Here is a 22,238-nt window from a genome sequence, read left to right on the forward strand (position 1 = left end):
AATGGCCACTGACGGCCAACGGCAAGCTCGACCGCAAGGCCTTGCCCAAGGCCGATGCCAGCCTGTTGCAGCAAGGTTATCGCGCCCCAGGCAGTGAGCTGGAACAGCAGCTGGCAGCCATCTGGCAGGACGTGCTCAAGCTCGAGCAAGTGGGCCTGGACGATCACTTCTTCGAGCTGGGCGGCCACTCGCTACTGGCCGTGAGCGTGGTATCGCGGGTGCAACTGGAACTCGGCCTGAGCCTGACCCCGCAACTGATTTTCCAGCACCCGACCCTGGCGAGCTTCGCCGAACAGCTGGCCCAGGCATCTGCGCCGGCGGACACACAAACACTCAGCAAGCTGTCGGCTCTGCTGGACGAAATGGAGGAGGTGTGATGGACACCGCAGTCGCCACGAAAATTGCTCAGCGCTTCATCAATCTGCCGCTGGAAAAGCGTCGCCAATACCTGCAGAAAATGCTTGAAGAGGGCGTGTCCCCGGCCAACCTGCCCATTCCGCTGGTGCGCGACGACACCACCGTGGTGCCGTTGTCGTTTGCCCAGGAGCGCCAATGGTTCCTGTGGCAGATGGAGCCTCAGGGCACTGCCTACAACATCGGGGTCAGCCTGCGCCTGCATGGCCCGCTGAACCTGCAGGCCTTGCAAGGCAGTTTCGATGCGCTGCTGGCGCGGCACGAGAGCTTGCGCACCACGTTCACCCATGACAGCCGCGACGGTGGCCCACGCCAGCAAATCGCCCCACAGCTGACGGTAGCGATCGAATGCCGTGAGCGCGGTGTGGGCGATGAGCAGGCGCAGATTCAGGCCTTCGTCGAAGCCCACCGGGAGCAGCCGTTCGACCTGCAACACGGCCCCGTGTTGCGCGTGGCGTTGCTGCGCCTGGCGGCCGAGGACCATGTGTTCAGCCTGGTGGTGCACCACATCGCCGCTGACGGCTGGTCGCTGAAGGTCATGGTCGATGAACTGCTGCAGGGTTACAGTGCCTGCTGCCAAGGGCATGCCGTGGCTGTTCGGCCGCTGCCCATCCAGTACGCCGACTATGCCATCTGGCAACGGCGCTGGATGGAGGCCGGTGAGCGCGAGCGGCAGCTGGCCTATTGGCAAGCGCAATTGGGTGGCCAGCAGCCGGTGCTGGAACTGCCCACCGATCGGCCCCGCCCAGGGCTGATGAGCTACCGCGGCGCGCGGCACGACTTCAGCTTGCCGGCCGAACTGTGCCAACGCCTGCAAGACCTGGCCCGCCACGAAGGGGTGACCTTGTTCGTGCTGTTGCTGGCCGCGTTCCAGGCCTTGCTGCAGCGCTACAGCGGGCAGCAGGACATTCGCGTGGGTGTGCCCATCGCTAACCGCAACCGGGTAGAAACCGAAGGGTTGATCGGGTTTTTCGTCAACACCCAGGTGCTGCGCGCGCAAATCGAGCCGCAGCAGACCTTCCGCGCGCTGTTGCAGCAAGCCCGCCAGACCGCCAGCGACGCCCAGGCCCATCAAGAGCTGCCGTTCGAACAACTGGTCGAAGCCTTGCAGCCGGGGCGTAGCCTGAGCCACAGCCCGTTGTTCCAGGTCATGTTCAACCACCAGCGCCAGGGCAATGGCCAGCAGGCCGCCAGCGACACAGCGCTGCGTATCGAGGCTTTGCCTGGTGAAACGCGCACCGCGCCGTTTGACCTCACCCTGGAAACCTTCGAAGCGCCAGGGCAGATCGGCGCTTCTTTCAACTACGCCACCGATCTGTTCGATGCCACCACCATAGCGCGAATGGCCGGGCACTGGCTGCAATTGCTGGACGGCATCGTGGCGGACGCGGGTCAGCGAATCGCTGCGTTACCACTGCTCAGCGACCGCGAGCTGGACGTGATCGGGCAAGCCTGGAATGACACGGCGGTGCCGGTTGCCGACGCCTGCATCCAGCACCTGATCGAGCAGCGTGCCCATGCCACACCGCATGCACCGGCCGTGCAGTTCGAAGACCAGACGTTGAGCTACCAGCAACTCAACGAACACGCCAACCGCCTGGCCTGGCGCCTGATCGAAGGCGGCGTAGGGCCGGACGTCAAAGTCGGGGTGGCCCTCGAACGCTCGCCACAGATGCTCGTCGCCTTGCTGGCCGTGCTCAAGGCCGGGGGTGCCTATGTACCGCTGGACCCCCACTACCCGGACGAGCGGCTGGCCTACATGATGGAGGACAGCGGCATCAGGCTGCTGCTGACCCAGCCGTCGCTCCAGGCACGCCTGCCGATACCGGCCACGGTCCAGTGCCTGTTGCTGGCGCCCGAGCACCCGCTGGGCAGTGGCTGCAACGTGGCAGCCTACGGTGTGCACAACCCGCAGCCGCAGCTGTCGGCCGAGCACCTTGCCTACATGATCTACACCTCGGGCTCCACCGGCAGGCCAAAAGGGGTGATGGTGCCCCACGGCGCGCTGGTCAACTTCATCGCCAGCATGGCCAAGGCGCCGGGGCTGGCTACCGGCGACCGCCTGTTGTCGTTGACCACGTTCTCGTTCGATATCTTCGGGCTGGAGGTGTACCTGCCGCTGGTGCAGGGCGCCTGCGTGGTCCTGGCCGGTCCGGATACCGCACAGGACCCGCAGCGGGTGCTGGAGCTGGTAGCGCAGCAGTCAGTGACCGTGCTGCAGGCCACCCCTTCGACCTGGCGCATGCTGCTAGACAGCGGCCGCGGCGAGGTGCTGGCCGGCTGCACGAAGCTGTGTGGCGGCGAAGCGCTGAGCGATGACCTGGCCCAGCGGCTGCTGGCGCTGGGCGGGCCGTTGTGGAACCTGTACGGGCCCACCGAAACCACCATCTGGTCGGCGATGCACCGCTTGCAGCCCGCCAGGCCGCAGGCGTTGCTAGGCAGGCCGTTGGACAATACCCGGCTCTACCTGCTGGGTGAGGACCTGGCGCCAGTCCCTGTTGGCGTTGCCGGCGAGCTGCTGATTGGCGGGGCGGGGCTGGCGCGCGGGTATTACCAGCGGCCAGGGCTGACCGCCGAGCGTTTCGTCCCCGACCCGTTCGCCGGGAACGGTGAACGGCTTTACCGCACCGGCGACCTGGCGCGTTACCGGGCCGAGGGTGTGGTGGAATACCTCGGGCGAATCGACCAGCAAGTGAAGATGCGTGGCTATCGTATCGAACTCGGTGAAATCGAGGCACAACTGGCGCGTCATCCCGCCATTCGCGAAGCGGCGGTAGTCGCCCGGCCGGGGCCTGGTGGCCAGCAGCTGGTGGCTTACCTGGTGCCGCAGGACGTGGCCGTGGTCGACGATGCGCAAACGCGGGAGGCACTGGGCGAGGCGCTGAAGCGGCAACTGCGCAGCGTGTTGCCGGAGTACATGGTGCCGACCTGGACGACGTTCGTCGCAACCTTCCCCCACACCCCCAATGGCAAGCTTGACCGCAACCGGCTGCCTGCCCCTGACCTGAGTGTCGCCCGGATGGCCTACCTGGCACCGCAGAGTGAGCTGCAGCAGCAAGTGGCGCAGATCTGGCAGGAGGTGCTGCACGTCGATCAGGTCGGCCTTGCCGACAACTTCTTCGACCTCGGCGGGCATTCACTGCTGGCCACCCAGGTCACCGTGCGGCTGCGTGAGCAGTTGAAGCTGGAAACAGCGGTCAAGGCGCTGTTCACCACCCACGATCTGCAAACCTACTGCGCCGAGATCGCTGGTGCTCAGCTGCACACCCAGGCGGTCAACGATGCCTTGGCTAAATCCTTGGAGGCCCTCAAACGTCTATCAGCCGAAGATCTGGAAAATCTGATCTCTTGACAGGGGAAGGGCGTGCAAAAGTTAATCGAATCGGTAGCAACACTGTCGGCAAAGCAACGCAAGGCGCTGGCGGTGCTGCTCAAGCAGCAAGGTGTCGATCTGTACAGCGTGGCACCTGTTTTTCGACGCGATCCGACCGAGCCGCTTTCGCTGTCCTTCGCCCAGGAGCGGCAGCTGTTTCTTTGGCACCTTGAGCCAGACAGCGCCGCCTATCACCTGCCCAGTGCGCTGAACCTGCGCGGCGCACTGGACCTGGCTGCCCTGCAGCAAAGCTTCGATGCGCTGGTGGCGCGCCACGAGTCGCTGCGCACCACCTTCGCCACTGACGGTGAGCGCACCACACCAGTGATCCATGCCCCCGCGCCGGTGAGCATTGCCAGGCATACCCTGGCCCTGGCGCCCGGCGAGGACCGGGCGGCGCGGCTGCGCACCTGTATCACCGAAGAAATCCGCCAGCCGTTCGACCTGGCCCAGGGCCCGCTCCTGAGGGCCAGCCTGCTGTGCCTGGGGCCGGACGATCATGTGTTGCTGATCACCCAGCACCACATTGTCTCGGATGGCTGGTCGCTGGCACTGATGGTGCAAGAGCTGGTGCACCTGTATCGCGCGTACAGCAGCGGCCAGCCTGCCAGCCTGCCGGCGTTGCCGATCCAGTACGCCGACTATGCCGCCTGGCAGCGCCAATGGATGGATGGCGGCGAACGGCAGCGCCAGCTAGCCTACTGGACCGCCCAGCTGGGCGGTGAGCAGCCTGTGCTGGCGCTGCCCGCTGATCGCCCGCGGCCGTTGCACAGCAGCTACCGTGGCGCCCGCATCGACCTGCCACTGAGCCCGGCACTGGCCGATGGCCTGCGGCAACTGGCACGGCGCGAAGGGGTGACCCTGTTCATGCTGTTGCTGGCGACCTTCCAGTGCCTGTTGCACCGCTACACCGGGCAGTCGGACATCCGCGTCGGCGTGCCGGTCGCCAACCGCACGCGCAAGGAAACCGAAGGCCTGATCGGCTTCTTCGTCAATACCCAGGTGCACAAGGCCGACATCGATACGCACCAACCGTTCGTCCGCCTGTTGCAGCAGGTCAAGGCCACTGCGCTGGAGGCCCAGGCGCACCAGGACTTGCCCTTCGAGCAGCTGGTGGATGCGCTGCAGGTCGAACGGAGCCTGAACCGCAGCCCGTTGTTCCAGGTCATGTTCAACCATCGCAGCGCCGAGCGTCGGCTGCCAGGGGCCACACAGCTGCCAGGCCTGAGCGTGGAAGTGCTGGCGTGGGAAGAAGTGAACGCCCAGTTCGACCTGACCCTGGACACGGTCGAGACCGCGGATGGCCTGTGGGCATCGCTGACCTACGCCACCGACCTGTTCGACGCGCCAAGCGTCGAGCGCATGGGGCAGCATTGGCAGCATCTGCTGCACAGTGTGGTAGCCCAGCCGCAACAGCCGGTGGGCGAGTTGCCGATGCTGAGCCCGCAGCAGGCGCAAGCGGTACTGCACGACCTTAACGACACCGCCACTGACTACCCCGGCGACTGGCGCGTGCACCAGCTGTTCGAGGCGCAGGCGCGTCGCCAGCCAGACGCCACGGCACTGCTGTTCGGCGACCAGCGCATGAGCTACCGGGCATTGAGTGAGCTGTCCAGCCAGTGGGCGCACAAGTTGATCGAACAGGGTGTCGGCCCGGAAAGCCTGGTGGGCATCGCCGCCGAGCGCTCGCTGGAAATGGTCGTCGGCCTGCTGGCGATCCTCAAGGCCGGCGCCGCCTATGTACCGCTGGACCCAGACTACCCGGCCGAGCGGCTGGCCTACATGTTCGAAGACAGCGGCATCGAGCTGCTGCTGACCCAGGCCCACCTGCGCGAGCAGCTGCCGGCGTTTGCCGGGCAGGTCCTGTTGCTGGACCAGCCCGGTGAACTGGGCGGGTACTCGCGGCAGGTGCCGGCGTGCCGGCTGCACCCGGAGAACCTGGCCTACGTGATCTATACCTCCGGCTCGACCGGGCGGCCGAAAGGCGCCGGCAACCGCCACCTGGCGCTGTACAACCGGCTGGCGTGGATGCAGCAGGCGTATGCGCTGGACGGCGCCGACACGGTGTTGCAGAAGACCCCGTTCAGCTTCGACGTGTCGGTGTGGGAGTTCTTCTGGCCGCTGATGACCGGTGCACGGCTGGCCCTGGCGGCGCCGGGGGAGCATCGCGAGCCGGAGCGGCTGATCGACACCATCGAGCGCCACCAGGTCACCACTTTGCATTTCGTGCCGTCGATGCTGCAGGTGTTCGTCCGTGAGCCGGGCCTGCAGCGCTGCCACAGCGTGCGGCAGGTGATCTGCAGCGGCGAGGCGCTGGCGGTGGACACCCAGCAGCAGGTGTTCAGCCACCTGCCCGGTGCCCGCCTGCACAACCTGTACGGGCCGACCGAGGCAGCGATCGACGTCACCCACTGGACCTGTGTCGACGAAGGGCGTGACAGCGTGCCGATCGGCCAGCCGATCGCCAACCTGTACACGCACATCCTTGGCCCGGCGTTCGAAGCCTTGCCCCAGGTGGCCATGGGCGAGCTGATGCTCGGTGGCCAGGGCCTGGCGCGTGGTTACCATCGTCGCCCGTCGCTGACGGCCGAGCGTTTCGTGCCCGACCCGTTCGGCAGCCACGGCCAGCGGCTGTACCGCACCGGGGATTTGGCGCGCTACCGCGACAGCGGGGTGATCGAGTACTGCGGGCGCATCGACCATCAGGTGAAGGTGCGCGGGCTGCGTATCGAGCTGGGTGAGATCGAGGCTCGGGTGCTGGAGCACCCACAGGTGCGCGAGGCGGTGGTGCTGGCCCAGGACAGCGGGCATGGCCAGCAGCTGGTGGCCTACGTACTGGCCGAGGAGCAGGGCATGGCAGTGGACGCCGCCGAACTGCGCGACAGCCTTCGCGAACAGCTCAAGGGCAGCCTGCCGGACTACATGGTGCCGACGCACATCCTGCAGGTGCAGGCCTGGCCGGTGACGGCCAACGGCAAGCTCGACCGCAAGGCCTTGCCCAAGCCCGACAACAGCGCCCTGCAGCAGGCCTACAGTGCACCGCAAGGTTCGCTGGAACAGCAGATCGCGGCGATCTGGCAGGACCTGCTCAAGCTGGAGCGGGTCGGCCGCAGCGACAACTTCTTCACCCTCGGTGGCGACTCGATCGTCTCGATCCAGGTGGTCAGCCGCGCCCGCCAGGCGGGCATCCGCTTCACCACCAAGGACCTGTTCCAGCACCAGACGGTACAAGACCTGGCCGCAGTCGCCCAGGTGGGGGTTGCGGCACAGGTCGACCAGCGCCCATTGCACGGGCCCACACCGCTGCTGGCGGTGCAGCATGCCTTCTTCGACACAGCCATTGCCGACCGCCAGCAGTGGAACCAGTCGGTGCTGTTCCGCCCGTTGCAGGCGCTTGATGCACAGGCACTGGAGCAGGCGCTGCAGGCTCTGGTCACGCACCACGACAGCCTGCGCCTGAGCTTCGTCGAGGTTGATGGGCAGTGGCAGGCCAGCTACCGGCCTGCCGGGCCGGTACAGCCACCTTTGCTATGGTGCGCGACACTGGCCGATGCCGGTGAGCTGCAGGCATTGGGCAACGAGGCCCAGCGCAGCCTCAACCTGGCCGATGGGCCGATGCTGCGCGCGGTGCTGGCAACCTTGGCGGACGGCAGTCAGCGCCTGTTGCTGGCGATCCACCATCTGGTCGTCGATGGGGTGTCCTGGCGTATTCTGCTGGAGGACTTGCACCGGGCCTACCAACAGTGTGCGGCCGGGCAGGTGCCACAGTTGCCCGCCAAGACCAGTGCCTTCAGGGCCTGGGCCGAACAGCTGCAGGCCTACGCCGGCAGCGACACGTTGCAGGCCGAACTGGGCTATTGGCAGGCGCAGTTGAGCCATGCCAGCGGCAGCCTGCCGCAGGACAACAGCGCTGGCGCCCTGAGCAACCGGTACGCCCACACGGTCTACAGCCACCTGGACGGGGCGCTGACCCGACAGCTGTTGCAGCAGGCCCCGGCCGCTTATCGTACCCAGGTCAACGACCTGCTGCTGACTGCGCTTGCGCGGGTAATCTGCCGCTGGAGCGGCGAACCCTCGACCCTGATCGAGCTGGAAGGGCACGGGCGCGAAGCGCTGTTCGACAACCTCGACCTGGGCCGCACGGTCGGCTGGTTCACCAGCCTGTTCCCGCTGCGGCTGAGCCCGGCGGCAACGCTGGATGGGTCGATCAAGCAGGTCAAGGAACAGCTGCGCGCCGTGCCCGAAAAGGGCATTTGCTATGGTGTGCTGCGCTACCTGGCAGACGCTGCCAGCCGTGAGTGCCTGCGTGCCTTGCCTGTGCCGCGCATTACCTTCAACTATCTGGGCCAGCTGGATGGCCACCTGGCGACCGATGAGCAGGCGCTGCTGGTGCCCTGCGCAGACCCCAAAGGCGATGAGCAAAGCCTGGACGCGCCATTGGGTAACTGGCTGACGCTCAATGGCCAGGTCTACGCCGGTGAGCTGAGCCTGGGCTGGACCTTCAGCAGGGACATGTTCGAAGTCGCCACCGTACAGCGCCTGGCCGATGAATACAGCCACGAGCTGCGCGCCCTGGTCGAACACTGCTGCCAGCGCGAACACGCCGGCATGACCCCGTCGGACTTTCCGCTGGCCGGCCTGACCCAGGCCCAGCTCGACAGCCTGCCGCTGCCGCCAGCGATGGTCGAAGACATCTTCCCGCTTTCACCCATGCAGCAAGGCATGATGTTCCATACGCTGCTGCAGCAGGGCGGGGATTACATCAACCAGCTGCGGGTCGATGTGACTGGCGTGGATCCCGAGCGCTTCCGTGCTGCCTGGCAAGCGGCAGTCGACTGCCATGACCTGCTGCGTGGCAGCTTCATCTGGGGTGAGCTGGCCAGCCCGTTGCAGATCATTCAGCGTGAGGCGCAGTTGCCGTTCGCGGTGCATGACTGGCGTGGCCGTGACGACCTTGCCGATGCGCTGGAGGCGTTCGCTGCTGCAGACTGCGCGGCCGGCTTCGACCTGGTCCGGCCGCCGCTGTTGCGCCTGACCCTGATTCGCCTGGACGCGCAGCGTTATCACCTGATCTACACCAGCCACCACATCCTGATGGACGGCTGGAGCAATACCCGGCTGCTGGGCGAGGTGCTGCAGCGCTACCACGGCAGCGTGCCGGAGCAAGGGCCGGGGCGCTTCCGTGACTACATTGCCTGGCTGCAGCGCCAGGATGGCGCAGCCCGCCAGGCGTTCTGGACCCGCCAGTTGCAAGACCTGGATGCACCCACTTTGCTGGCCAGGGCCACGGACTGGGCAGCCGGTAGTGAAGGGCAGGGGCAGGTCGAGCGGGTACAGCAACTGGATGCCCGGCAGACCGCCCGCCTGGACGCCTTTGCCCGTGAGCGCAGGGTCACCGTCAATACCGTGGTGCAAGCGGCCTGGCTGCTGGTGCTGCAGCGCTATACCGGCCAGGCCTGCGTCGCCTTTGGTGCGACCACGGCTGGGCGGCCGGCCGAACTCAAGGGCATCGAGCAGCAGATCGGCCTGTTCATCAATACCTTGCCGGTCATTGCCAGCCCACGCCCGGAGCAAGCGCTGGGTGACTGGCTGGACACCGTGCAGGCGCTGAACATCGCCCTGCGTGAGTACGATCACACGCCATTGTTCGATATCCAGCGCTGGGCCGGGCAGGGCGGCGAAGCGCTGTTCGACAGCATTCTGGTGTTCGAGAATTACCCGGTGTCCGAAGCGCTGCAGGCCGATACCACCAGCAGTCTGGTGTTTGGTGAGGTGGCGAACCACGAACAGACCAACTACCCGCTGACGCTGGTGGTTAACCTGGGTACGCACCTGTCGCTCCAGTTGAAAGCCGATCGGGCACGGTTCAGTGCCCGGTTGGCCGAGCAACTTGGCGAGCACCTGTTGCAGGTGTTGCAGCAGATGCTTGAGAGCAGCGCCGAAACGGCGTTGGGCGAGTTGCCGATGCTGAGCCCGCAGCAGACGCAAGCGGTGCTGCATGACCTTAACGACACCGCCACCGACTACCCCGGCGACTGGCGCGTGCACCAGCTGTTCGAGGCGCAGGCGCGTCGCCAGCCGGACGCCACGGCACTGCTGTTCGGCGACCAGCGCATGAGCTACCGGGCGTTGAGCGAGCTGTCCAGCCAGTGGGCGCACAAGCTGATCGAACAGGGTGTCGGCCCGGAAAGCCTGGTGGGTATCGCCGCCGAGCGCTCGCTGGAAATGGTCGTTGGCCTGCTGGCGATCCTTAAAGCCGGCGCCGCCTATGTACCGCTGGACCCGGACTACCCGGCCGAGCGGCTGGCCTACATGTTCGAAGACAGCGGCATTGAACTGCTGCTGACCCAGGCCCACCTGCGCGAGCAGCTGCCGGCGTTTGCCGGGCAGGTGCTGCTGCTGGACCAGCCCGGCGAACTGGGCGGGTACTCGCGGCAGGTGCCGGCGTGCCGGCTGCACCCGGAGAACCTGGCCTACGTCATCTACACCTCCGGCTCTACCGGGCGGCCGAAGGGTGCCGGCAACCGCCACCTGGCGTTGTATAACCGGCTGGCATGGATGCAGCAGGCGTATGCGCTGGACGGCGCCGACACGGTGTTGCAGAAAACCCCGTTCAGTTTTGACGTGTCGGTGTGGGAGTTCTTCTGGCCGCTGATGACCGGTGCACGGCTGGCCCTGGCGGCGCCGGGGGAGCATCGCGAGCCGGAGCGGCTGATCGACACCATCGAGCGCCACCAGGTCACCACCTTGCATTTCGTGCCGTCGATGCTGCAGGTGTTCGTCCGTGAGCCGGGCCTGCAGCGCTGCCACAGCGTGCGGCAGGTGATCTGCAGCGGCGAGGCGCTGGCGGTGGACACCCAGCAGCAGGTGTTCAGCCACCTGCCCGGTGCCCGCCTGCACAACCTGTACGGGCCGACCGAGGCAGCGATCGACGTCACCCACTGGACCTGTGTCGACGAAGGGCGTGACAGCGTGCCGATCGGCCAGCCGATCGCCAACCTGTACACGCACATCCTTGGCCCGGCGTTCGAAGCCTTGCCCCAGGTGGCCATGGGCGAGCTGATGCTCGGTGGCCAGGGCCTGGCGCGCGGTTACCATCGTCGCCCGTCGCTGACGGCCGAGCGTTTCGTGCCCGACCCGTTCGGCAGCCACGGCCAGCGGCTGTACCGCACTGGGGATTTGGCGCGCTACCGCGACAGCGGGGTGATCGAGTACTGCGGGCGCATCGACCATCAGGTGAAGGTGCGCGGGCTGCGTATCGAGCTGGGTGAGATCGAGGCACGGGTGCTGGAGCACCCGCAGGTGCGCGAGGCGGTGGTGCTGGCCCAGGACAGCGGCCATGGCCAGCAGCTGGTGGCCTACGTACTGGCCGAGGAGCAGGGCATGGCGGTGGACGCCGCCGAACTGCGCTACAGCCTTCGCGAACAGCTCAAGGGCAGCCTGCCGGACTACATGGTGCCGACGCACATCCTGCAGGTGCAGGCCTGGCCGGTGACGGCCAACGGCAAGCTCGACCGCAAGGCCTTGCCCAAGCCCGACAACAGCGCCCTGCAGCACGCCTACCGGGCGCCGCAAACCCCGCTCGAGCAGCACGTTGCGGGTATCTGGCAGGAGGTGCTCGGCCTTGAGCGGGTGGGCCTTGGCGACCACTTCTTCGAGCTGGGTGGTCACTCGTTGCTGGCCACCCAGGCGGTATCGCGGATGCGCAAGCTGCCGGGTGTGCAAGTGACTTTGCGTGACCTGTTCGATCACCCGGTGCTGGAGCGCCTGCTGGCAGCGCTCGGCGGCGCTGGCAAGGCTGCGACCGCGCACGGTGTCGAGCTATTGGCCCATGGAGAAAAAGCCACCGCACCGTTGTCGTTGATGCAGCGGCGCTTGTGGGTTGCCGAGCAATTGTCCGGGGGCAGTGCTGCCTACGGCATGCCTTTGGCCCTGCGCCTGCAGGGCCCACTGCAGGTCGACGTGTTGCGCAACAGCCTGAACGCGCTGACGCAGCGACATGAAGTGTTGCGTACGGCCTATGTGCAGGACGACGAGGGTGATCCGCTGGCGCTGATTGCCGACCGGATCGAGGTGGATATCGCCCTCGACGACTGGTCCGGGTTCAGCCCGCAGGAGCAGCAACGGTGCATTGCCGAAGCCACCCTGGCCAACGCCAGCACACCGATTGCACTGGAGCATGCGCCGTTGTTGCGCTGCCGTCTGGCGCGCCTGGCAGACCAGGAACATGTGCTGTTCTTCGCCATGCACCACATCATCTCCGATGGCTGGTCGATGGGCGTGCTGGTCCGCGACCTGGTTGAAATCTATCGTCACAGCGCCCCAGGGCAGACCCACCTTCTGGCGCCGTTACCGCTGCAGTATTCAGACTTTGCCTTGTGGCAGCAGGCCCTCGAGCAGGCGGGTGAGCTGCAGCGCCAGGCAAGCTACTGGCAACAGGCCTTGGCGGGCCATACCGGCCGCCTTGAGCTGCCACTGGAACAGCCGCGCAGCGAGCAGGCCTCCCATGCCGGCGGTGCGGTGGACTTCAGCCTGTCGCCGGCATTGACCGATGCGCTTGGCCAGTTCGCGGCCAAGGCCGGGGTGACCCTGTACAGCACGCTGCTGGCAGCGTTCCAGTGGTTGATGCACCAGACCAGCGGTGCCCACGACGTACTGGTCGGGGCCGACACCGCAGGCCGCCAGCACAGCGAACTGGAAGGCCTGATCGGTTTCTTCGTCAATGTGTTGCCGCTGCGTTCCAGGGTGAGTGATGGGCTGGCCTTCGGTGACTTCGTGCAGGGCACCCAGCGCACCTTGCTCGCGGCCCTGGAGCATCAGGACCTGCCGTTCGACATGATCGTCGAGGCCCATGGCGCCCCGCGGGTGCGCGGCATGAACCCGCTGGTGCAGGTGCTGTTCGTGATGAACAACCTGCCCGTACGCAGCGAAGCCCTGGCCGACATTACCGTGCAGGCGCTGCCCGCCCCGGCGCTGTATTCGAAGTTCGACATGGCCCTGTTCATCGAACAGGAGGCCGGGCAGCTCAGTGGCAACTGGCAGTTTGCGACAACGCTTTTCAGGCAAGAGCATATCCAGCGACTCGTCAGCGCATGGATCGCGATGCTCGAACAGATCGTCAGTGTTCAGGATATGAGGTGGCAAGCGATGAACGTTCCATTACAGGGTGGCGCCCTGGCTGGCAGCACACTGGTAAGCGCCCCGGCCAGCAAGGCCGACAAGCTGGGCAAATTCCTCAAGCGCTCTGCCGGCGCCACTGCAGCTGCACCGCCACGGGCGGCGGTGCGCGAGTCGCTGCTGGTACCAGGCCAGCTGTTCCCGTTGCTCGTCGAGCCTGGCGACGCATCGATCGACCTGATCGAGTGGGTGCGCAACAACCGGCCGCTGGTCGAGCGCAAGCTGGGCGAGCATGCGGGGATCCTGTTCCGCGGCTTTGCCCTGGAGGGTATCCAGGGGTTTGAAGCATTCGCCGAAGCTGTACAGCCGGGGCTTTACGGTCAATACGGTGACCTGCCGAAGAAGGAGGGGGGCAAGAACACCTACCGCTCCACGCCGTACCCGGAAAACAAAATGATCTTGTTCCATAACGAGAGTGCGCACCAGGACAGCTGGCCGCGCAAGCAGATGTTCTATTGCGAGCAGCCTTCGCCGGTCGGCGGTGCCACGCCGGTGGTCGACTGCCGCCTGATGTACGAAAAGCTGCCGCAGGCACTGCGGCAAACCCTCGAGGACAAAGGGCTGCTGTATGTGCGCACGTTCGCCGACAAGCTCGACGTGCCATGGCAGCATTTCTTCCGCACCGATGACCGCGCCGAGGTCGAGGCCCGTTGCCGTGCCGCTGGCATCGAATGGCGCTGGCTGGACAACGACGAGTTGCAGACCCGCACCCGCTGCCCGGCAATCATCACGCACCCGATCACCGGCGCACGCTCGTTCTTCAACCAGGTGCAGCTGCACCACATCTATTGGCTGGAGCCGGATGCGCGTGAAGACCTGCTGGCCATGTTCGGTCTGGAGCGCATGCCACGGCATGTGTACTTCGGCGATGGTTCGCCGATCCCCGATCAGGACATGCAACTGATCGGCGAGCTGTATGAAGCCTGTGCCGTGCGGTTCCAATGGCAGAAAGGCGACGTGATCCTGGTCGACAACATGCTGGCGGCGCATGCCCGTGACCCGTACGAGGGGCCGCGCAAGATCGTCGTGGCGATGGGCGACATGTTCGACCGGGCCGCGCTGGAGGCGGCTGCGGCCATGCAGGTGATGGCGACCGAGGAGGCCCAGGGATGAACAGTTACGTAGACCAGGCCGAGGACATCGGTTTTGCCCTGACCGTCGACCAGCAACACTGGCTCGATGCCTTGCCCGCTTGCCCGGACTGGTCACAGGCCGCGACGCTGCTGAAGATCAGCGTTCAGGTTCGGCCGGACCCGGCGCGCCTGAGCCAGGCGCTTGAGCGCTTGGTCGAGCGCCACCCGATATTGGCCGGGCGCCTGGGCACTGCCCCGGGATACCGCGGCATGCGCCAGTTCATCGGCGCCCGGCGGCCAGCCCTGACGCTGGCAGTGCAGGCCGAGGCAGGTGCGCCGGCACTGCTCGAGCCTTGGTTGCAGCAGCGCTTCGAAATCGACCAGCTGCCAGCCGCCCAGGCCTTGCTGGTACCGGCCGCCGATGCCGGGCAATGGCATCTATGGCTGGGGGTGGCGGGCTTTGCCTGCGACGCGGCTGGCATGGCCATGCTGTACCGTGACCTGGCGGCGTTGTATGACACGCCAGCCGTGCCGGATGAAGGCCTGCCTGAAGCCTTCGGGCAGTACCTGGAGTGGCGTGCCGAAGTGGCCCAGGATGAGGATGCAGCGGCAGCCCGTGGCTACTGGCAAGGGCACCTGATGCCAACGGAGCAGGGCATGAGCGCGCCTTGGCCAGCCTATCGCCAGGACCAGCCAGCGACGCATCAGGCACACCATCAGGTGAATCTGCCGCTGGCCTTGCAGGGGCAGTTGCAACGCCTGGCCGACGCCCGTCAGGCCAGCCTGGACACGCTGCTGCAGGCGGCCTGGTGGGCCTTGCTGGGCCGGCTTGGCGACAGCAACCGGTTGTTGGGCGCCTGGCAGCACGATGCGCGACAGGATTATGACTACTTCGCGAACAGTGCGGGGGCGTTCAGCAAGTTATTGCCGTTGTGCCTGCAGTGGGCTGACGAAACCCGTTTCGGCGAGCACCTTGCAGCGCTCGGCGCCGCGCTGGAGCAGCATGTGGCGTGGCAGGAGTACTGGGTACCGGAATGGGTGCCCACAGCCGTGCCGACCGTGGCGTTTTCCACTACGCCGGCGCTCGCGCCGCAGGTTGCCGGCGGGCTGTGCTGGCAGGGCGAGCTACTGGCGCCACGCCTGCCGGCGGGCATCGAGCTGCAGCTGCGCATTTGCCCAGCAGCGGGTGCTGACCAACCAATTACCGTGAGCCTGGATTACCTGGCCGGGCGCTACAGTGCGCGCGGCATGCAAGGCCTGCTGGAGCAGTACATTGAATTGCTGCGCAGCATCGTCCAGGCGCCGGACCGCCCGCTGCGGCAGTTGAACCTGCTGGGTGAAGCCGAGCGCCAGCGCCTGCTGTCGATCAACCCCGCGCCGCAACCACTGGCCGAGACATCACTGGCGGCCCAGATCAGCCAGTGGGCAATCGACACCCCCGACGCGTTGGCGCTGGTCGCAGGTGACGCGGGCCTGAGTTACGCCCAACTGGAGTTGGCAGTGCAGCGCCTGGCGCTGGCGCTGCAGCAGGCTGGCGTGCAACCCGGGGCGGTGCTGGCACTGGCGCTGCCGCGTTCGCTGGACTGGGTCGTGGCGATGTTGGCCAGTTGGCGTGTCGGCGCAGCCTACCTGGCGCTGGAGCCGCACTGGCCCGTTGCCCGGCAGGTGCGCCTGATGACACAGGCCGGCGCCACGCAGGTGCTGGTCGAACCGGCAGCGGTGGCCAGCCTGCGTGAGCAGGGCATAGAGGCGCTGAGCCTCGACAGCCTGTACCCGCTGGCGGTTGACACTGCACGGCTGCAACCGCACGCCGCCAGCGCCAGCGATGCCGCCTATGTCCTGTTCACCTCGGGCTCGACAGGCACCCCCAAAGGCGTAGTGGTCGAGCACCGGCAACTGCTGAACTACACCGCAGGCGTGTGCCACACGCTGGCGCTGGAGGGCTGTCGTCACTTCGCATTCGGCTCGACGGTGTCGGCCGACCTTGGCCATACGACGCTGTTCGCAGCCTTGTATGTGGGTGCGACACTGCACGTGGCCGCCGACGAGGTGATGAAGGATGCTGAACTGTTTGCTGCGTATCTCGAGCAGCAGGCAATCGACTGCCTGAAGATCGTGCCGTCGCACCTGAGCGCGCTGCTGGAGTCGAAGGCACCGGCAGTACCGGCCACCGTCATCCTGGGCGGGGAAGCCCCGAGCGCGGCGTTGCTGCAGCGCCTGTTGCAGATACGTCCGGACTGCAAGCTGTTCAACCATTACGGCCCGACCGAAACCACGGTTGGGGTCATGGTGCACCCGGTTCGGGCGGTACCGACCGGCACCCTCGGGTTGTCGCAGGTGTTGCCCAACAACCAGGTCTATGTGCTGGATCAGCACTTGCAGTTGGCGGTCACCGGCGTGCTGGGCGAACTGTATGTCGGTGGGCAGCAGGTGTGTCGCGGCTACCTGCAAGACGTGCAGAGTGACCCGCCGGCGTTCGTCGAGAGCCCGTTCGTGGCGGGCGAGCGGCTTTACCGCACCGGCGACCTGGCCCGCTATCGCCCGGACGGTGCTATCGAGCTGCAAGGCCGGCGCGACCATCAGGTGAAGATACGCGGCTTCCGCATCGAGCTGGCGGAGATCGAGGCACAGCTGTCGGGTGCACCGCAGGTGGTCGAGGCGGCGGTGTTGTGTGATGGAGAAGCGCTGAGCGCGTATGTCAGCTTGCGCGACGAGGCCACGGCGGCTGCCCTGGACGCGGTCCGCGAGTACCTTGCCCGGCAACTGCCGGCGGTGATGCTGCCGCGTACCCTGCAGGCATTGCCGCGGTTGCCGCGCCTGGGCAACGGCAAGCTCGACCGGCAAGCGTTGCGGCAGGTGGGCAATGAACCTGCGGCGGGTCTGCTGGCCCCGCGTGATGCACTGGAAACCGTGATTGCGCAGCGCATGGCGCAACTGCTGGGGCTGGAGCAAGTGGGCATCGAGCAGGACTTTTTTGCACTGGGCGGGCATTCGCTGCTGGTCATCAAGCTGGCGGCAGGTATTCGCAAGTTGCTGCAGTGCGACATCAATCCAGGCGTCATCTTCGACCACGCTACGGTTGCCACCCTTGCCCAGGCGCTGCGCGAGCGCGAAGCCAACCCTGGCCAGTTGCTCAAGCTGGCCCAGGCCCGTCTGCGGCTCGACAGCATGAGCCCTGAAGAAAAAGCCCGGCTGCTGGAAAAAAGCCGCTGAGCCTCACCACGCCCAGGGGCGGGCAACCCGCCCCTGGGGTCTTTTGCATTGCCTCCCCCGTACTGCCGTGCCGATTGCGTGGAAGGATGCCGGCGAGATACTAATGCAAAAAATTCTCATTCTGGATTTTCCAGGGTGATGCGTCTTATGTAGGAGCGCGCTGAAAGCCACACGTGGCAAGCCGTTTTGACTTGCGTGTCAGGCGTCTGTCGCGGGATCTGCCCGGGGGAGGATGGGCAGCTCGGCCGTTTGGGGGCCGTTGGCGGGCGCGGGACGATTTCATTACACGATATAAATAGAGAAATACCATGCCAGCAGGATTTTTCGAGTTCAAACCATTGGTCAAGGCGCTTTGCATGTCCCGCTCGATCAGCGCCCGCTCATCCCGGGCGTTGCTCGGCAAAGGGGTGCTGGGCGCCGCATTGATGCTGCCCATGGCCGCCCAGGTCTGGGCTCAGGGGGTCAACTTCGACATCGCTGCCCAGTCGCTGCCCAACGCCCTGCGTGCGCTTGGCGAGCAGGCCGATGTGCAGTTCATCTACAACGCCTCGGAAATGGCCGACCTGCGTGGCAATGAAGTGCGTGGCAGCTACACCGTCGACGCGGCAGTGGCCAAGCTGTTGCGCGGCTTGCCGGTCAGCTACAGCCTGGAGGGCGATACCCTGACCCTGGTGCGGCGTGAGCGCGCTGCGTCCTCGGCGCTGGAGCTGGGCACCACCAGCATCACGGGCAACACGTTGGGCGTGACCACCGAAGGCAGCAACTCGTATACCACCGGTGGCGTCACCATCGGCAAGAGCGAACACAAGCTCAAGGACATTCCGCAGAGCGTGTCGGTGATGACCCGCAAGCGCATGGATGACCAGAACATCACCGACCTGACGGAACTGTTGGCCAACGCCCCGGGCATGACCTTCGCCAAAAGCCCGGGTACCGGCGGCTTCATCACCTCGCGCGGTTTTGAAATCGATTCGCTGCAGTACGATGGCGTGCCCATGACCCGTGGCATCTACGCGCTGGGCAGCTACCTGACGGAACCGACGGCATTCTATGACCGTGTCGAACTGCTGCGTGGCGGCGCGGCGCTGCTGCAAGGGGCCAACAGCCCCGGTGGCGCGATCAACTTCGTGCGCAAGCGCGGCCAGGCCAAGCCGACAGTCACCCTGACCGCCCAGGCCGGTTCCTGGGACCACTATGCCACCCAGGTTGACGTTGGCGGCCCGCTGAACGAGGCGGGCAATATCCGTGGGCGTGCCGTGGTCGACTACGATACGCGCAACTCGTTCATCGACTATGTGGGCGGCTGGGAGCAGAAGGTCTACGGTGCGCTGGACTTCGACCTGTCTGAAGACACCACCCTCGGTGTCGGCATCAGCGATCGCAAGACGCGTTTCACGCCTATGGTCGCCGGTTTGCCGCGCTTCAGTGACGGCCGGGACGTAGGCTTGTCGCGCTCGACCTTCACCGGCTCCGACTGGAACCGCGGCATGACCGAGCAGCTGGCGTTGTATGTCGACCTCGAGCACCGCTTCAACGACCACTGGAAGTTCAAGACCGCGGCGGTGGCGATCAACGAGCGCAACGAAATGACCTACGCCTACGTGGTAGCGCCGACCGGCCTGGCCAACGATGGGTCTGGGTTGTTCGACTGGCGCTATGCCACCGATTTCAACTCCCACAGCCGTGGCCTGGACATGTTCGTCGATGGCGACTTCAACGGTTTTGGCTTCGACCAGGAAGTGGTCTTCGGCGGTAACTACTCACGCCTCACCAGCGACAACACCATGGCGGTGGTGCGCAGCGCGGGGGCGAACATTTTCGATCTCGACAACCACTTGCCCTTCGAGAACTACGACAGCCTGGCGGCCCGTGGCACGCGTACCGACAGCCAGTACACGATCGTGCAGAAAGGTATCTACGGTACCTGGCGCGTAAAGCTGACCGACCCGCTGACCCTGATCCTCGGTGGGCGTACCAGCTGGTACTCCTACGATTACGACTCTCAGGTCTATGAGGCCGGTGTCTATAAGTATGACAGCCCGGCTTCCAAGGCCAACAACGGTGTCGTCACCCCTTACGCGGGCCTGGTTTACGAATTGACGCCGCAATGGTCGGCCTACGCCAGCTATGCGGACGTCTTCATTCCGCAGAGTGCCAAGGGCGTCGGTGGCTCTACGATCGAGCCGATCGTTGGCAGCAACTACGAACTCGGTCTGAAGGGTGAACTCTACGATGGCCAGGTCAATACCAGCGTTGCCCTGTTCCGCTATGACCACGAGAACCGAGCAGTGCCGGTTCAGGATGTCACAAAAATCTGTGATGGGTCCAGATGCTCGGAAGCGTCCGGCAAAGTGCGTAGCCAGGGCCTTGAGGCCGAGATCAACGGTGAGGTGCTGCCAGGCTTGCAAGCGTCGGCCAGTTACGTCTACAACACCACCAAGTACCTCAAGGACAACACGAACGAGGGCAAGATCTTCTCCACCTGGACGCCGAAACACTCGGTGAAGGTGTGGACGGACTACACCCTGCCTGGTGACTTCAGCCGCTTCAGTGTCGGCGGCGGTTTCAACAGCCAGAGCAGTACCGTTGCCTTCGATCGCAAGTTCGATTCGCCCGGCTTCACCATCTGGAATGCGCGCCTTGGTTACAAGGTCAGCGACGAAGTTAGCCTGGCGGTCAACTTCAACAACATCTTCGACAAGGTCTACTACATTCCGTCGTATGCGGCTGTCACTGCCAACAACTATTACGGCGACCCTCGCAACTTCATGTTCTCGGTCAAATACACCCCACAGTTCTGAACCTGGGGCCACGCAGGCCATCTTGGCGGGTACCCCGCCCAGATGGCCTGCGCCAGGTCACAGTTCCCGCGCTACACGAAAGCCCAGGAAGTCGCCACGTACCGTGCGTTCGCGATCATTGCGATTGCCCGAACGCGAGAAGATCGGCGCTTCACCCCAGTCATTCCCGCGCATGTGCGCCGCCTGGCAAAGCCCGCCGTCGGCCTCCATCCAGGCGCTGCCATCGCTGGGCGCGCCGACGTAGTCCTTGTGGTAGCAGTCGGCGACCCATTCATACACGTTACCGTGCATGTCATAGACGCCAAAGGCATTGGGCGGGTAGCTGCCTACCGGTGAGGTGTAGCTGTAGCCGTCCTTGGGGCCGTAGGTATTGGCGTGCTTGCTGATCTGGTAGTCGCCTTCTTCATCGAACGGGAACGGGAACGGCCCGGTGGAGCCGGCCCGTGCCGCGTACTCGCGTTCGGCCTCGCTGAGCATGCGGTAAGTGTGGCCGGTTTTCTTGCTCAGCCACTGCGCATAGGCCTGCACATCGTAGTAATCGACGCACACTGCCGGCTGGCGCGGCCCTTGCGGGTAGCGAGGCTTGCTGGCCTGGCACAGGCGCCCTGGGCGTTTGTCACCGTCCTTGATGACCACGCCGGTTTCCTTGATATAGGCATCCAGCTCGCCAGCGGTGACCTGGAAACGGCTGATGGCGAAGGGTTTGGCGAAGGTCACGGTATGTTGCGGGCCTTCGTCGGGCTGCTTGCCCGGTTCGTCATCCGGCGTGCCCATGACGAAACTGCCCGCAGGCAGCACGACCATTTCCGGGCAGCCGGCCTTGCAATCCTGGAAGACCTCGCCCGGGGTCTTGCTGGCAGCCTGGGCGAGTAGCGGGCAGGCCGCCATGGCCAGGGCAAGGGCCAGGCCGGTGACGGTGTAGGGGGCGCACTTCATGGCGAACGTTTCCTTTTTGGCAGGTGTGACGGGGTATTCAGGGTGCCGGGCAGCTACGGCCGAACGCCTCGATGAACGAGTCGATCAGGGGCTGCTCCAGCATCATGGTTTCGTGTGGGTAGGGTGAGTGCAGCGAAACGTCCAGCTCACCCCCTGCGCAGAACTGGCGGATGACCTGCTCGGCGGCGTGAATGTGTGCTGCGCTCTTGTGCACCTGCGACCACCAGCAACTGGGCTTGACCCTGAGCGGAGTGAGGGTGAAATCGGCGAAGCTCGCTTCCAGCTGATCGTGGATGTCGAACGCCTGGGCATTCATGATCTGGGCCTTGGCACTGGCCAGCACGCCCTGGACATTGCTGCCAGCGTCAGCCAGGTGCGCCGTGGCCCACTGGTAGAACGCCTTGACGTCCTGAGTAGGGTTGGCGTGCAGCTGCTCGGCGGCGGCCTGTTTGGCCTGCGGGAACAACAGCCCGAACAGCTCGACGGTGTCTTGCAGCTCGCGCTGGCCCGGCGTATCGCTGTGGCGGGCTGGGCGAGGGGTGTGAGGGGGGAACGCGGCGCGGCTTAACTGCGCCTCGGGCAGGGTGCTGTCGACCAGCCCCAGGAATGCGACCTCGCAGCCGGCCTGTTCCAGCTGCCGGGCGATGTCCCAGGCAATGCTGCCGCCCAGGGACCAGCCCATCAGGCGGTATGGCCCGGACGGTTGTGCCTGGCGGATCTGTGCGGTGTAGTCGGTGATCATCGCTTGCCAGCCCTGCCGTTCGGCCGGCGCCGGGCTGCCGCCCCGGTGCTGCACGCCGTATACGCGAGCCTGCGGTTCCAGGCACCTGGCCAGCGGCTGATAGCTGAAGACCATGCCGCCGCTGGGGTGGATACAGAACAATGCAGGCAGCGGTGTGGCCGGGCGGTTGAGGGGCACGATGCACGGGCTCGCACAGGCATGCTCACGGCCCAGATGTGCAGCCAGCAGGTCGATGCGGGGGTAGGCGAGCAGGTCCTGGATACGCACTGCCAGGCCCAGTGCCTGCTTGATGCTGGCCAGCAGCTGGATGGCCAGCAACGAGTGGCCACCCAGTTCGAAGAAGTGATCGTCGCGGCTGATACGTTCGACGTTGAGCGCGGTTTGCCACAACGTGGCCAAGGCCTGTTCCAGCGCGCCCTGGGGAGCGTTGTAGGCTTGCTGCAGCAGGCTGGCATCGGCCTTGGGCAAGGCCTTGCGGTCGAGCTTGCCGTTGGCTGTCAGCGGCCACC

At 65.6% G+C, this 22,238-nt stretch carries 7 protein-coding genes; 5 read left to right on the top strand and 2 right to left on the bottom strand.

Annotated elements, in window-relative coordinates; genetic code table 11:
- The 5 genes from ACK59Z_RS24030 to ACK59Z_RS24050 form a co-directional block, all read left to right on the top strand.
- Positions 1-377 (top strand): phosphopantetheine-binding protein (locus ACK59Z_RS24030; protein WP_409293811.1); only part of this gene is annotated, 377 nt, incomplete at its 5' end.
- Positions 377-3,766, top strand: coding sequence for an amino acid adenylation domain-containing protein (locus ACK59Z_RS24035; RefSeq protein ID WP_409293813.1), 3,390 nt, complete (start codon positions 377-379; stop codon positions 3,764-3,766). The genes ACK59Z_RS24030 and ACK59Z_RS24035, both read left to right, overlap by 1 nt.
- Before the next feature lie 12 nt (positions 3,767-3,778).
- On the top strand, positions 3,779-14,077 hold the full coding sequence (locus ACK59Z_RS24040) for an amino acid adenylation domain-containing protein (protein ID WP_409293815.1): 10,299 nt from the start codon (positions 3,779-3,781) through the stop codon (positions 14,075-14,077).
- Entirely contained in the window at positions 14,074-17,250 is a 3,177-nt protein-coding gene (locus ACK59Z_RS24045) for a non-ribosomal peptide synthetase (protein WP_409293817.1), read from the top strand. Before ACK59Z_RS24040 ends, ACK59Z_RS24045 begins: the two co-directional genes overlap by 4 nt.
- Before the next feature lie 308 nt (positions 17,251-17,558).
- Entirely contained in the window at positions 17,559-20,051 is a 2,493-nt protein-coding gene (locus ACK59Z_RS24050; protein ID WP_409293819.1) for a TonB-dependent siderophore receptor, read from the top strand.
- A 57-nt stretch (positions 20,052-20,108) separates the two neighbouring features.
- On the opposite strand, the gene ACK59Z_RS24055 is transcribed toward ACK59Z_RS24050, so the two are convergent.
- Together ACK59Z_RS24055 and ACK59Z_RS24060 are read right to left on the bottom strand one after the other, a co-directional pair.
- The gene (locus ACK59Z_RS24055) at positions 20,109-20,987 is read right to left on the bottom strand and encodes a formylglycine-generating enzyme family protein (protein ID WP_003255995.1); all 879 of its coding nucleotides are present in this window, start codon (positions 20,985-20,987) and stop codon (positions 20,109-20,111) included.
- A 37-nt stretch (positions 20,988-21,024) separates the two neighbouring features.
- Positions 21,025-22,238: thioesterase domain-containing protein (locus tag ACK59Z_RS24060; RefSeq protein ID WP_409293821.1), on the bottom strand; the 1,214-nt coding region annotated here is incomplete at its 5' end.

The organism is Pseudomonas sp. KCJK9058 (genome assembly GCF_046230975.1).
GTDB lineage: Bacteria > Pseudomonadota > Gammaproteobacteria > Pseudomonadales > Pseudomonadaceae > Aquipseudomonas > Aquipseudomonas alloputida.